15 protein-coding genes and 1 tRNA gene are annotated in these 13,380 nt (G+C 66.9%); 6 read left to right on the top strand and 10 right to left on the bottom strand.

The window, feature by feature from the left end; all coding sequences use genetic code 11:
• Position 1: 1 nt before the first annotated feature.
• The 4 genes from AC3ENX_RS13005 to cmtR all read right to left on the bottom strand — a co-directional run bounded on the left by AC3ENX_RS13005 (position 2) and on the right by cmtR (position 2,208).
• Entirely contained in the window at positions 2-619 is a 618-nt protein-coding gene (locus AC3ENX_RS13005) for a DUF305 domain-containing protein (protein WP_434812294.1), read from the bottom strand.
• Between the two features lie 83 nt (positions 620-702).
• On the bottom strand, positions 703-1,140 hold the full coding sequence (locus tag AC3ENX_RS13000) for a DUF6153 family protein (protein WP_434812293.1): 438 nt from the start codon (positions 1,138-1,140) through the stop codon (positions 703-705).
• A gap of 106 nt (positions 1,141-1,246) precedes the next feature.
• Positions 1,247-1,852 (bottom strand): cadmium resistance transporter, encoded by a 606-nt coding sequence (locus AC3ENX_RS12995; RefSeq protein WP_434812292.1) that lies wholly within the window; start codon positions 1,850-1,852, stop codon positions 1,247-1,249.
• Positions 1,849-2,208 (bottom strand): Cd(II)/Pb(II)-sensing metalloregulatory transcriptional regulator CmtR, encoded by a 360-nt coding sequence (cmtR, locus tag AC3ENX_RS12990; RefSeq protein ID WP_242086956.1) that lies wholly within the window; start codon positions 2,206-2,208, stop codon positions 1,849-1,851. The genes AC3ENX_RS12995 and cmtR overlap by 4 nt, the downstream gene beginning before the upstream one ends.
• Before the next feature lie 79 nt (positions 2,209-2,287).
• Here cmtR and AC3ENX_RS12985 point away from each other — a divergent pair, with 79 nt between their 5' ends.
• A complete protein-coding gene (locus AC3ENX_RS12985) occupies positions 2,288-2,866 on the top strand; it encodes a vitamin K epoxide reductase family protein (RefSeq protein ID WP_242086954.1) in 579 nt (192 codons plus the stop codon).
• 27 nt (positions 2,867-2,893) lie between these two features.
• Here the strand turns inward: AC3ENX_RS12985 and lspA are convergent, their stop codons facing one another.
• Both lspA and ccsB read right to left on the bottom strand, forming a co-directional pair.
• Positions 2,894-3,415, bottom strand: coding sequence for a signal peptidase II (lspA, locus tag AC3ENX_RS12980; RefSeq protein ID WP_363360861.1), 522 nt, complete (start codon positions 3,413-3,415; stop codon positions 2,894-2,896).
• Positions 3,416-3,561: 146 nt separating this feature from the next.
• A complete protein-coding gene (gene ccsB / locus AC3ENX_RS12975; RefSeq protein WP_434812291.1) occupies positions 3,562-4,515 on the bottom strand; it encodes a c-type cytochrome biogenesis protein CcsB in 954 nt (317 codons plus the stop codon).
• Between the two features lie 44 nt (positions 4,516-4,559).
• On the opposite strand from ccsB, the gene AC3ENX_RS12970 reads away from it, so the two are divergent.
• Positions 4,560-5,138: a hypothetical protein gene (locus AC3ENX_RS12970; protein WP_434812290.1), complete on the top strand. Its 579-nt coding sequence runs from the start codon at positions 4,560-4,562 to the stop codon at positions 5,136-5,138.
• Positions 5,139-5,624: 486 nt separating this feature from the next.
• A tRNA-Gly gene (locus tag AC3ENX_RS12965) sits at positions 5,625-5,698 on the top strand.
• A 133-nt stretch (positions 5,699-5,831) separates the two neighbouring features.
• On the opposite strand, the gene AC3ENX_RS12960 is transcribed toward AC3ENX_RS12965, so the two are convergent.
• From AC3ENX_RS12960 to AC3ENX_RS12950, 3 genes are all read right to left on the bottom strand, one after another.
• The gene (locus AC3ENX_RS12960) at positions 5,832-7,532 is read right to left on the bottom strand and encodes a vWA domain-containing protein (protein ID WP_434812288.1); all 1,701 of its coding nucleotides are present in this window, start codon (positions 7,530-7,532) and stop codon (positions 5,832-5,834) included.
• Positions 7,533-7,663: 131 nt separating this feature from the next.
• Positions 7,664-8,539: an EamA family transporter gene (locus tag AC3ENX_RS12955; protein ID WP_434812287.1), complete on the bottom strand. Its 876-nt coding sequence runs from the start codon at positions 8,537-8,539 to the stop codon at positions 7,664-7,666.
• Positions 8,536-9,783 carry a serine hydrolase domain-containing protein gene (locus tag AC3ENX_RS12950; RefSeq protein ID WP_434812286.1) on the bottom strand — a complete coding sequence of 416 codons (1,248 nt, stop codon included), beginning with the start codon at positions 9,781-9,783 and terminating at the stop codon, positions 8,536-8,538. The genes AC3ENX_RS12955 and AC3ENX_RS12950 overlap by 4 nt, the downstream gene beginning before the upstream one ends.
• An 81-nt stretch (positions 9,784-9,864) precedes the next feature.
• On the opposite strand from AC3ENX_RS12950, the gene AC3ENX_RS12945 reads away from it, so the two are divergent.
• The gene (locus AC3ENX_RS12945; protein ID WP_434812285.1) at positions 9,865-10,176 is read left to right on the top strand and encodes a DUF2470 domain-containing protein; all 312 of its coding nucleotides are present in this window, start codon (positions 9,865-9,867) and stop codon (positions 10,174-10,176) included.
• Between the two features lie 53 nt (positions 10,177-10,229).
• Positions 10,230-10,883, top strand: a complete 654-nt coding sequence (locus tag AC3ENX_RS12940) for a biliverdin-producing heme oxygenase (protein ID WP_434812284.1) — start codon at positions 10,230-10,232, stop codon at positions 10,881-10,883.
• A 2-nt stretch (positions 10,884-10,885) separates the two neighbouring features.
• Here the strand turns inward: AC3ENX_RS12940 and AC3ENX_RS12935 are convergent, their stop codons facing one another.
• Positions 10,886-12,292, bottom strand: coding sequence for an ATP-dependent DNA helicase (locus AC3ENX_RS12935; RefSeq protein ID WP_434812283.1), 1,407 nt, complete (start codon positions 12,290-12,292; stop codon positions 10,886-10,888).
• 35 nt (positions 12,293-12,327) lie between these two features.
• Here AC3ENX_RS12935 and AC3ENX_RS12930 point away from each other — a divergent pair, with 35 nt between their 5' ends.
• A complete protein-coding gene (locus AC3ENX_RS12930) occupies positions 12,328-13,380 on the top strand; it encodes a hypothetical protein (RefSeq protein WP_434812282.1) in 1,053 nt (350 codons plus the stop codon).

Genomic DNA, 13,380 nt, shown 5'->3' with positions numbered 1-13,380 from the left:
GTCACAGGCTGGCGAGGATGTCCTCCATCGCAGCGATCTCGGCGGTCTGGTCGTCGACGATCTTCTGCGCGAGGGCGGTCGCGTTCGGGTTCTGCCCGTTGCTGACTTCTTCCTGAGCCATCTCGATTGCACCGTTGTGGTGCTCGATCATCTGCTCCAGGAACAGCTTGGCCGCCTCGGTGCCGGTCGCCGCGTCGAGGGCTTGCATGTCCTCTTCGCTCATCATCCCTCCGCCGTGATCCATGCGATCCATGTCCGTGCCGGAGGTGTCGGCGCCCCACTCCTGCAGCCAGCCGTTGAGCGTGTCGATTTCGGGCTGCTGGGCGGCTTTGATGCCATCGGCGAGGTCAACAACCCGTGGGTCGATGTCGTCCTTGCTCAGCAACACGTCGGACATCTCGATGGCCTGCTGGTGGTGCGCGATCATCATCGTCGCGAACATGATGTCCGCGTCGTTCGCGTTCGCAGACGCGTCAGCGGAGGGGGCGGCGCTGCTGCTGGAGCCGCCGTGGTCCATCCCAGACATGCCACCCCCGGCGTTCCCGGTGTCGGAGCAGCCGGCGAGGATAAGGGCGGTGGTCAGGGCGAGCGCGGCAGTCGCCGCAGTACGGATCTTCATGAGGTTCTCCAAAAGTCGTCAACGAGGTTCCCGCCCGGCGGGCAGGGTGAGCCGTGCCTGCGCGGGGGCAGGCAGCGGCATCCTCAGGTGCGACTAATGCAGAGAACGATCAATGAGGGTGGAGGCACCGGTGCGAGGCAACCCGGCCACAACGAGACGGTCAGGGATCCGCGTTCGGGGTCGGTGGTCCGCCAATTTCCGGTGATGCGGGCGAGGATCAGCACGGTCACGAGCAGGCCGAGCACGCACGCCAACCACATCATGGTGTCGTGCCCACCGGCACAGTCATCGCACTCCCCCGCCGCCGGTTCCCCGACCGGAGCGGCGTCCTGAGCGTGGTGCGAGGCGGCAGGGGCAGTCGTAACGGTGTCGAGGTGACCGGTGCTGGTGGCGTGGCTGTTCAGGGAGTGCATCGCAAGCAGCCCCGCGACGATCCCCGCAGTGATCGCGATCATCACGAGAAAGGTGCGGGTGAGCGTGCGCGTGCGTCCCATGGCATCCGCGAGCGTGATTAGCGACATGCTCCCCTCCTTCCTTCCCTACCGTCCAACGTAGTCCGCCTCTTTACTGGCGGCTGCTACAGGCGGCTGACCGTGTCGGGGGTGAGGTCCAGCTTCCTTTTGGTGATCAGAGCCCGAATGCGCCGCCACTGATCAGGATGAAGATGCCGAGGCCGATCAGGACGATCGGGAACAGGATGTGCTCCCAGCGCTCCAGGATTTCCGCGATCTGACGTCGGGTAGCGATGAACTTGGCTACGTACACCAGGACTGCGACGAGCGCGAGGAACACTACACAGTAGGCGACCACGGCGGCGGGTCCCACACTCAAGAAGACCGGCACGTAGACCCCGATGTTGTCCCCGCCGTTTGCGAAGGTGACACCCGCTACGGCCCAGACCGCGACCTTTTTACCCTCGATCTTGCCCTCATCGTCATCGTCGTCGTCGTGACGTCGACGCCATGCCTGCCAGGCCGCCCATAGTCCCAGGCCCAACGGGATCAGACCGAAGTAGGGGATGACCTCTGGAGGCAGGAATGCTCCGGCGCCGAGAGCTACGAGTACAGCCGCGCCGAGAATGCCTGCGAATCCCAGATACTGCCCGACCAGGATTCGAGCGGTCGTGCCCCGTTGTCCCGCGCCACGGGCGAAGAACAGCGAGAGCACAATGATGTCGTCGATGTTCGTGACAATGAACAGGCCGATCGCTTGCAGTATGGAGAGGAAGATCATGCCGTCGCCTCCGTCGTGCAGCATTCCGGGGCCGCGCAGGAGGGATCGATGCACCCGGCTGCATGGTCCACCGCCAAGGTCGTGTCCAGCAGAGCGGTGAGCGCCCGGGTGAGACGGGGATCTGCGACCTCGTACCGAGTTCGGCGACCCTCGGGCTCCGCAACAACGATGCCACAGTCACGAAGGCAGGTCAGGTGATTGGAGACGTTGGACGGACTGAGATCCAGTTCACGGGCGAGTGCCGCGGGATAGATCGGGCCATCAAGCAGAGTCATGAGAATGCGTGAGCGTGTCGGGTCCGCCATGGCGCGGCCGAGACGGTTCATCACATCCAGACGATCGGTAATAGTCAGCACGCAATGAACATACACGCATCACTGTATGATTGCAATCTGTTCCGTATGTATCTAGCGATGGTGAAAGTTGTCCCAGCTCATGCGCCGTGAATTCTTCTTCGGCTTGTTCCTCGCGCTGTGTGGCGCCGTCGGGTTGACGGCATCGATGGCCCTGTCCGTTGAGAAGATCGAAAAGCTGACGAGCCCCGATGCGGGCCTCAGTTGCGACTTCTCCGTGCTGGTGCAGTGCTCTGCGAACCTCGAGAGCGCTCAAGGGGCCGCGTTTGGGGTTCCCAATCCGTTCCTTGGACTGGTCGGGTTCGCGCTCGTGGTGTGCGTCGGAGTCGCGCTGTGGGCGGTACCGCACTTCGCTCGCTGGTTCTGGATGCTGTTCAATATCGGTGTCGCGGGTGCGTTTGCGTTCGTGGTGTGGCTGATCGGGCAAAGCATTTATGTGCTGGGGACGCTCTGCCCCTGGTGTCTTGTGGTGTGGCTGGCGACGCTCCCCCTGTTTTTCATCGTGACGGTCCGGAACCTGCGCGAGGGCGTCTTCGGTCAACGGGCACGGCGGGTTGGTGCGGTATTGTGGCCGTGGATCACGCTCGTGACGCTCGCCGCTTACCTGGTTGTCGCGGTGCTCGCGCAGTTCCGTCTGAATGTGCTGGCGAGCATCGTCTAACCCGGATGACCTGTAATCGGGCCGAAGTCACTTCTCCTGGGGGGAGGTTGCCCCCGGGTGTTCGCTGCGCGTCTGGGACCGGTGGCTGAGGAGCACCTGGAGGATGCCGAGTCCGACGCCGATTCCGATGGCGATGTCGGCGATGTTTCCGATGAAGAGGTTGCCATAGGCGAGGAAGTCGGTGACGTGGCCGCGGCCGAACCCGGGAGCGGCGAAGAGGCGGTCGATGAGGTTGCCGATTGCTCCACCCCAGACGAATCCGATTGCGACCGCCCATGCCGTGGATGTCGCCCGCCATGCGGCATAGAACAGCGCGATCCCCGCCACGATCCCGATCACAGTGAACACCCAGGTGCTGTTCGAGCCGAGAGACATGACGGTCCCGGGGTTGAAGGCGAGTTGCAACCCCAGTAGGTCGCCGATCAGCGGAATTCGTTCTTGCTCGCTCAGCTGTGCGAGCGCGATGGCCTTCGTACCCTGGTCGACGACAGCCATGGCCAGTGCGACCAGGCACGCGACGGCCAGTCTCCGGCTTCGACCGCCGTTCATCGTGTGCTTCGCACGTCGGAGACCGAGGACACGCCGTGGCGAGGGCGGGTGTACGTCGCCGCCGGCGGACGCGGATACCAACCGGGGTCGAGCAATGGTGTGGGCATGGAGGGGTGAGTCCTTTATGGTCGAGCGGTCGTTGGTCGTCAGCTGAGGCCGGAGTAGGCGTGCAGGCCTTTGAAGAACATGTTGACGATGGTGAAGTTGAACAGGACGGCGGTGAACCCGATGATCGACAGCCACGCCGATCGGGTACCGCGCCAGCCTCGTGTCGCGCGGGCGTGGATGTATCCGGCATAGAGCACCCAGATCACGAAGGTCCAAACCTCCTTTGTGTCGAACCCCCAATACCGGCCCCAGGAGTCGTTTGCCCAGATCGAACCAGCAATGAGAGTGAAGGTCCAAAAGATGAACCCCACAATCGCGAACCGGTAGGCCAGGGATTCCAGCGTGTCGGCGGTCGGCAGCGTGCGCAGGTAGCCCGACCGGGCCGCTTGAGTGTCCTCCCCCGGCGCTGCGGCCCGTCGTTCGCGGCGGGACTGGAGCAGTTGTGTGGCGGAGAGGCCGCAGGAAATCGCGAACAGGGCGGTGCCGAGGGAGGCGACGAAAACGTGGATGACGAGCCAGACGCTCTTGAGGGGGTCCATCAGCGGGGTGACTTCGACGTAGAACGCCAAGGTCGCACCGCCCAGGAGCAACGCGACCATACCGATGAGGAACGAGCCCAGGAAGCGTAGATCGTATCGGCGGAGCACGGCTAGGTAGACCGCGACGATCAGCAAAGTCCCGGTGAGCGCGAACTCGTACATGTTCGCCCACGGGACCCTTCCCGCATCGAGTCCTCGCCCGATGGTGCCGGCGAGGTGGAACACGAACGCGAACCCGGTCAGGACGGTGCCGATTCGCGCCCAGAGCAGACGTTGCCGCTGGCCCGGCCGGGTGCGGACCTCGTTCAGCGCGGCGCGTTCGTCGCCTGTGTTCTGCGTGTCTCCGCCCGCGGTCACGAGCGCGGGCACCCGCTGGGGTTCGTCGCGGCGTACTGAGCGTTGTGCAAGGTCGATGGCGTAGGCCACGAACGCGAGCAGGTACACGTTAGTCAAGAGCCGGGCTGCGATTCGTGATCGCGGTAGAGCAAACTAAGGGGGTGAAGGTCGACGTGAAGACAACCGACGGCAAGAAGATGACCCGCACAGCGGCAACCGAACCCGTCGGGACCGCCCTCCGAATCGCGCCCGGATTCTCCGCCACCACCACCGACGAGGCGGCCGGCATCGAAACCACCCTCGACGCCATCTACAACCCCGAACAGGGCCGCTACATCGTCACCACCATCGTCAACCGCGGCATCCGCCCCGGATTCGACGAAGTCGCCCTCCGACACACCGCACCCCAAGCCATCCTGCAAGCAGCCATCCCCCACTGCATCGCCGTACACCTCGAACACGGCTGGACCACCATCGCCGAACTCTCCGCCACCGACGGACGCATCATCCCCGAATGGCTCGCCACCGCCGTCTCCAAACGCGGCACCAAAACCGAACGCATGGAAGTCATCCAAATCCTCTACGGCGCATCCGCCCTCGCAGGACTCCCACCCACCAAAACCGTGCAACTCGAACTCGGCATCCCCCACCGCACCGCCAGCGACTGGATCAGCAAAGCCCGCACCGCCGGCTACCTCAAAGGCATGTCCTACACACCCGGCCGCCAACCCGATGACTGATCTGGCAACCAGCCCGACCGTCGTCGCCCTCGACCACAACGCGGCTGCGGCCGCCGTTGGGCTCAGCCCCTCACGCCTTCGACACCACGTGCGCTTGGGTGACCTCACCCCGCACTTCTCAGGCTCGAAACCCCTGTACTCGGTCGTGGAACTGCAGAGATTCATCGAATCGCTACCCACCCATCCGGAGCACCTTCTGAAGGTGTAGGGGTCGACTCAGCGTCGTACGCGCAGCTCGCCTTGGGCATCCGCAGCCGGGTGAAGCGCCCGCAGCGACAGCCCCGTGACGCGGGCAACCGCGTCCGAAATCCGGTCGCAGTCGCGCCACGAGGCCCAGCACCCATGCCTCATCGCGATCAGCGATGCCGTGAATTTGGGTATGGTTGGTCTATCGCGATGCCGCTTCGGCGCGCGAGGCACATGTGAACACCAATGTGTACACCTAGCCTTGACGAGATCGAGAGATCCCAGTAGTTTCAAGGCATCGGGGCTGTAGTTCAATGGCAGAACTTCTGCTTCCCAAGCAGACAGCGCGGGTTCGATTCCCGTCAGCCCCTCCAATGTGTTTCCACCGAGTCCGGGATTCCTGCGCGAGTCAACACGCCACAGCATCCGACTCGTGCTGAAACCCTGGACTCACCGGCAGCAAGCCGACATCGCGGGGATGCCGGTGCCGCAAAGCGCGCAACGACGTCAGGCGCAGAAGGGGCGGCAGCCGCGCTGCGTGACGGCGTCGACGAGCACGGTTGTGATGTCGGTCGGTTCGAGGGCCTGGTAGGCGGCGCCGTCGGTCGCGGCGGCGATCTGCTCGAGCACGCTCTGGTCGGTGTCGGGTCCGTAGCCGATCGCGATGACGGCGACAGGAGCCGCTGGGTCGTGCAGCTTCTCGAGTTCGGCGAGCAGGCCGTCGAGGTCGAGGCCGTCGTCGTCCTCGTTCACACCGTCGGTGTTGAGCAGCACGAGGTTGACCTGACCCGGAACGTACGTCTCGCGCATGTACTTCACGGCGGCGAGCACGCTGTCGTACAGTCCGGTGCCCCCGCCGACGAGCTTGTCGAGCCCGTTGGCGGTGTCGATCGTGCGCTGCTTGTGTGCGGCGTCGCTCAGCGGACCGAACGGCGCGATCTCTTGCCAGTCCTGGCCGCCGATCCGGCGCGTCGAGAACACCCAGGTGGCCAGCGACGAGTCTGCGGAGAGCGAGTTCACGGCGCGGACGGCGGCCTGCTCGAACAGGTCGATGCGCCGCATGTCGCCGGTCACCGGCTCGAACATCGATCCCGACACGTCGTTGAGCGACAGCATGCGCGACGGCGCCGTGAGCACCTGCCACGTGCGCAACACTTCGGCCTGGTTGACGCTGTCGGCGGTCTGGGCCGCCGCTCCCCCGTCTTCGCTGCCCTCGGCGACGAAGTCTGCACCCGGCGTCCCGTCGGCCTCGCGCAGGCCGGCATCGGCGAGCGTGGCGGATGCCGCGGTGATCGCTGCCGTGAAGGTCTCAACGGCTGCGGTTGTCTCCTCCGACGCGTCGCCGAGCGTGACGATCGGCATGCTCACGGCGGGCTTGACGTCGGACGGGAAGATCGAGACGAGGTCAGCGTCGTGGTTCAGCACTGCCTGCTCGGTGGTGACGGCAACCGTCGGGGTCTCTGCCGTAGCCGCGGCCGCAAGCGCCTCGTCGGCGGTCGGCACGATCCCGTTCGCAAGGCTCAACACCATGCCGGTGAACATGCGCGCGTCGCCCGAGAACGCGGTCTGCAGGGCGAGGAGCGCAGCAGAACTCGATGCCACGGCTGTCGGATCGGGCAGCACGACAGCCGCACCGCCGCCGGCGAAGCTCGAGAATCCGGCACCGTCCGCACCGACCGCGGCGGCCGTCGTCTCGGTGGTGGCGAACACGACGGGCGTCGTCGCGACCGTGTCACCGACGACGAGTTCAGCGGCATCCGCCTCGGCGATCTCGGCCAGGCCGGTCGCCCGCGCCGGCCACATCGACGAGTCGGGCACCCAGACATCGAATCCCGGGTCGCCGCCCTCGCCGAGCACCGCCGCCGTGACAGCACTTTCTTCGGACCGGACGGTCACGTCAGGGCAGTCGCCACCGGCACTGTCGAGGTCTTCGACGATCGTTTGGAGCGCGACGGCGATGTCGGGATCGGCTGTCACGCGAAGCTCTGTGGCGATGCAATCGCCGCCGCCGGACGGTGCGGCCGTGTTGCCGCCGCCGAGCCCTCCCTTGATCACGACGACGCCGATGACGATGACGAGCGCGAGGGCCAGCAGCAGCACGATGCCGAGCAGAATGCGCGTGCGGGTGCGCTGCTTGTCAGCGCGCGCCGATGATCGCGTCAGCGCATCACCGACCGTGGGCAGGGATGACTGGGGCGCTCGCGCCATGGGAACTCCGTTGGACGTCGGGCCGTTGCCCGGAGGATACGACATCGTACGCGGGGATACTCCGGTGAAGTGTAGGGGACGTCACCGGGAACCCGGAACATGGAGCGACTCAGAAGCGGGCGGCCTCCGGCTCAGGCGACGGGTTCCGTGCTCTCACGTGCGCGCCGTCCGGCGGCACGGATTGCGCCGACGGATGCGCCGATCACGAGCGCGATGCCGACCAGTTCGAGCCACGTCAGGTGCTGCCCGAGCAGCACGAACCCGGCGAGCGCCGCAGTCGCAGGTGCCAGCGACATGAGGATCGCGAAAGCGGATGCCGGCAACCTGCGCAGCGCGGCGAGTTCGAGCGCGTAGGGGATCGTCGACGAGAGCACCGCGACGGCGGCCCCGATCGCGACGAGGTCGATCCGCAGCAGTGATGCGCCCGCGTTCGGGATGCCGAACGGCAACGAGACGATCGCCCCGACCGTCATCGCCAAGGCCAGCCCGTCGAGCTTTGGGAACGCCGCCCCGACGCGCGCCGAGGCGAGGATGTAGAACGCCCAGCTCGCGGCGGCGCCCAGGGCGAACAGCACGCCGAGCAGGTCGAGCCGGTCCCACCCGCCGCCGCCGAGTGCGACGACGCCGGCGAACGCGATGCCCGCCCAGATCCACGCTGATGCCCGCCGCGCCGCGACGATCGACAGCACGAGCGGCCCGAGCACTTCGATCGTGACGGCGACGCCGAGCGGCAAGCGCTCCAGCGCGAGATAGAACAGCGCGTTCATGACGGCGAGCACGATGCCGAAGCGCGCCACCGCGAACCAGTCGGCGCTGGAGTGCCCCCGCCACGTCGGGCGGGCGATCGCGAGCAGCACGAGCGCCGAGAAGACGAGCCGCAGCATCACCATGCCGAGCGGCCCCATGTCGTCGAACAGCAGCACAGCGAGCGCAGCACCGACCTCTTGGCACGCGAGTCCGACGACGACGAACGCGGCAGCGGATGCCGAGAACGCCCGTGCGCTCATTCGCAGATGGCCTCGTCGGCGACGCTCTCGGCCATATCGGCCTCGGTCCAGGGATACCCTGCGGACGGGGCGCTCAGGTCACCGACGGCCGGCGCCTTTGATGCGATCGCGGCCAGCTGCCAGGACAGTGCGCGCGCGGCCACAGCGGATGCCCGCGAGTTGTTGAGGACGACGACGACCGTCAACCCCGTCTCGCGATCAGCGAAGGCAGATGTGAGATAACCGGGCACGCGTCCGAACTGCCCGGCGAGGCTGCCCGCGAGGAGCGCGCCACCCTTCGACTGGTACCAGGTCGAGCCGGAGCGTGACGCCGACACCGCGTCCTCGAAGCGAGCGTCCGAATCGTAGCTGCGGAGCCCCAGGGCGAGCGCCTGCACGTACCGGCCGATGTCGTTCACGTCGCTCACGACGCCGCCCGCCGTGTAGCCCGCGGACGGCGAGAAGGTCGTCAGGTCTACCGTGTCGGCACAGGACAGCTCGCCGTCGACGTTGCCCGAGCGCAGCCCGTTCAGGCGGCCGTCGGTCGGCGACGTTGACGGGAGCGAGCTGGCATCCATCCCGAGCGGCTCGAAGATGTACGTCTCGAACAACTGCGCGGCCGAGCGGTTGCTCGCGCTCTCCAGCGCGAGACCGAGCACGACATAGCCCGTGTCGCTGTTGCCGTATTCGCTGCCCGGCTCGAACGAAAGACCGCTCGCCATGCCGTAGGCGGCGAGCTCGCGCGGGTTCCACACGCGCTCGGGGTTCGCGATCCAGCGGGTCTGCAGCTTGCCGGCGTACGACGCGAGCCCGCTCGTGCTGTCACACAGCTGACCGAGCGTGATGCCCTTGAGCGTGGGCATGCCCGGCAGCCAGGTGGTGACGTCATCGCCGAGTGCGACGGTGCCCTCTTCGACAAGGGCGTACAGGACGTCGCAGGTCATCGACTTGGTGATCGACCCTGCGAGGAAGCGCATGTCGGTGCTCACTTCGGCACCGTCGGCGGTCGTGGTGCCGAGGCCCGTCACCCAGGATCCGGCCCAGGGCGCCCAGACTCCCACGACAGCACCGGTCGAACCGGTGCCTGCCATCGCGGTCTCGGTCGCGGTGCGCAGCTGCTCCTGCATGTCGTCGGGCAGTGCCCCTTCGACCTGCGCGGGCAACTCCACCCGGTGGCTGGCATCGGGTGTGCAGGCGGCCATGCCGAGCACCATCGCCGCGGCGGCCGTCCAAGCGGCGATCCGCCGTGTGCGCGTCTGCGGCATCCATACTCCCTGGGTGGAACTCGTGCCCCTCAAACATACCCGGGCGGTCGCTGCAGCGACGCGGTGCGTAGGGTGTCGTGCATGACCCACGTCTTCGACGACGATGCCCTGCGCGGCGTGCTCGGCCACATGAACACCGATCACCTCGACGACAACCTGCTCATCGCGCGGGCGTTCTCGCCCATCCCCGACGTCATCCGCGCCGAGATGGTGACCTTCGACGGTGACGCCGGCCAGTGGCACGTGATGTGCGCCGACGGTGCCGAGGACGTCATCCGTGTGCCGTGGCCGGGCGGTCCGATCAGTGAGCGACGCGAGGTGCGCCGCGAGATCGTGGCGCTGTACGACGCGGCCTGCGCACGACTGGGTGTGGAGCCGCGTCCGCAGAGCTGATTCCGACGAAACCTTCAGTTAAGGTGAGCCTTAGTTTCAGCTACACTGCAGGTATGGCCGACCCGATCCCGTTCTCCACCGCGCTGCGCGAGCGCTCCAGCGGCGCACACTCCGGCAGCGAGCACGCCGGCTTCATGGCCGACCTGATGCAGGGGCGCGGCACCCGCGACGACTACGTCGCCCTCGTGGCCCAGCACTGGTTCATCTACGAGGCCCTCGAAGTCGCCGCCGAGCGCATGAAGGACGACCCGATCGCCGCGCTGTTCATCAGCGAGAAGCTCACCCGCCTCCCCGCACTCGAAGCCGACCTGGCGTTCCTCATCGGCGACGACTGGCGCGAGCGCATCGAGCCGCTGCCGACGACCGAGCGCTACGTCGCCCGCATCCGCGAGGTCGGCGCGAGCTGGGCGGGCGGGTTCGTCGCCCACCACTACACCCGCTATCTCGGCGACCTGTCGGGCGGCCTGTTCATCGGGCGCCTCATGGCGCGCCAGTTCGGGTTCGAGACCAACGGCATCGGCTTCTACATCTTCAACGAGATCGCCGATCCGAAGGCGTTCAAAGAGGTGTACCGCGAGCAGCTCGACGCCGCCCCGTGGGATGCCGCCGAGCGCGAGCGCGTGATCGACGAAGTGCTCGTCGCCTACCGGTTCAACACCGACCTGTTCACCGACCTCGCCGCCGACAAGGCCCGTCGCGCCGCCTGATCTCAGCCGACGACGCCGCCCGCGCGTTCCGCGGCGCGCACACCGGCCATGAAGCGGCGGACGTCGTGGTCGACGAGGATGTCACTCGGCCGCAGCGCCCGTGACAGGTAGAGCCCCTCGAGCGACGTGAGCCGCGACAGCGCGACATATGTCTGCCCGGGGGCGAACGCCCCCGAGCCGAGGTCGACGACCGCGCGATCGTACGTCTTGCCTTGCGACTTGTGGATCGTGATCGCCCACGCCAACCGCAGCGGAAACTGGGTGAACTCCGCGACGATCTCACGCGTGAGCTTGCGGGATGCCGGGTCGTACGCGTAGCGGAACCGTTCCCAGACCGCCGGTTCGACGTCGTGCTCCTCACCGTCGAGCTCGACCCGCACCGTGCCGCCCGCGATGCGGGTGACGGTGCCGATCGACCCGTTGACCCAGCGGGGTCCGTCGCCGCCGAACCCGCCGACGTCGTTGCGCAAGAACATCACCTGCGCCCCGACCTTCAGCTGCAGCTCGGCCTCGGCGGGGTACGACGCGTCGCCGCGACCGAAGTCGCCGCTGATGTCGGCACGGGCCGTCTGCACCGGCCCGGTCAGCGCATCGAGGTGGCGCTGGTTGATGCGGTTCACGATGTCATTGCGGGTCGCGAGCGTGATGATCGGAGGTTCCCCGTCGACGGGCTCGGGCACAGGGCGGGCGCCGGTCGAGTTGAGGATGCCGGCCATGTCGGCGGTCACGATGCCGTGCCGCACCGCATTGAGGATCTCTTTGAACCCGGGATCGGACTGCCGGTGGATGTCGCGCAGCTCACGGATGTGCAGCGGCGCCCCCACGCGCCCGAGGTCGAGCAGCCCGTCGGAGCGGATCGCGCCGGCATCCCCCCGCGGCCCCGCCCACACCTGCGCATCGAAGAACCAGAACGAGCGGTAGTGGTCCTGGATGTAGCGCAGCTCATCGCCGCGCGGCGGCACCGGCGAGAGCTGGTACGGGTCACCGAACATGACGATCTGCACCCCGCCGAACGGTTCAGCGCGGCGCTTGCGGGCCTGCCGGAGTGATCGATCGATCGCATCCATCACATCTGCGTTGACCATCGAGATCTCGTCGATGACGAGCGTGTCGATCGCATTCAGGATCTTGCGGGTCGCATCGGACTGCTCGAGCTCGCTGTCTGCGATGAGCCCGATCGGGAGCCGGAACAGCGAGTGGATCGTCTGCCCCTCGACGTTGAGCGCGGCGACTCCGGTGGGCGCGCACACGGCGATCTGCTTGTCGGTGTTCCACGCCAGATGCTGCAGCAGGGTGGACTTGCCGGTGCCCGCGCGGCCCGTCACGAACACGTGCTCGCGGGTGTCTTCGATCAGGCGGAACAACTCCTCCTGCTCGGACGACAGCGGAGGGGTGTTCACCGCATCCATGCTAGCTATCAGGCGAGGTTTCCTAGACTGAAAGCGTGCACGGGGTGGGTGATGCGCGTGAGCGCCGACGGCTGCGGTTCGATCTGACCGCACTGCTCGTCGTCTTCGCGCTGCTCGTCGGCGCGATCGGCGCGACCGGCGTGATCGCGTATCAGCACCTCTACAGCCCGACCGCGTTCGTGCTGCGCTACCTCGAACTGCTCACGCAGGGGCGGGCAGCCGACGCCCTCACCGTGCCGGGTGTCGTGATCGACTCGGTCGACCTCGAAGACGCGAAGCTGCCCACCACCGCCAGCGAGGCGCTGCTGCGACGCGACGCGCTCGCGCCGCTCACCGAGGTCGAGGCGGTGCGCGCCGAAGAGTCGGACGGCATCACGAAGGTCACCGTCAGCTACAAAGCAGGCCCCCACGAGGGCACCTCGACCTTCGAGGTCGAACGCGCAGGCTGGGTGGGTGTCGCTCCCACGTGGCGCTTCGCGCAGAGCCCGTTGGCCGTCATCGACCTGAGCGTGCGCGGCGCGATGCAGTTCAGCGTCAACGGGTTCGAGGTCGACAAGCGTCAGGTCTCGGTCGACGGCGTCGAGGCCGATCCGCTGGCAGCCGTTCCCCTGCTCGTCTTCTCGCCGGGCCTGTACTCGGTGCAGGTGAAGACGGCGCTGTCCGAGAGCCCCGGCGTCGCCGTGCTGTCGGACACACCGCAGGCCGAGATCCCCGTCGACGTGCAGACCGAGCCGACCGACGAGTTCATCGGCGTCGTGCAGGACAAGGTCGAAGCCTTCCTCACCGAGTGCGCGACCCAGGAGGTGCTGCAGCCGACGGGGTGCCCCTTCGGGACGTTCTTCGAGAACCGCGTCGTCAGCACCCCGACATGGAAGATCGCGAAACAGCCGACCGTCGCCCTCGCACCCAACGGCGCGGACTGGAAGATCCGCCGCACGCAGGCGATCGCCGAGATCACGGTCGACATCCAGTCGCTCTACGACGGCAGCATCCAGCAGGTCGTCGAAGAGGTGCCGTTCTTCTTGACCGGCGATATCACGGTGCTGCCCGACGGCAGCGCATCGATCCAGGTCTCGCCCAGCGACTGA

It is taken from the genome of Microbacterium sp. bgisy189, assembly GCF_057707225.1.
Note: the sequence above shows the minus strand (reverse complement) of the source record. Positions and strands in the feature narration are given on the sequence as shown.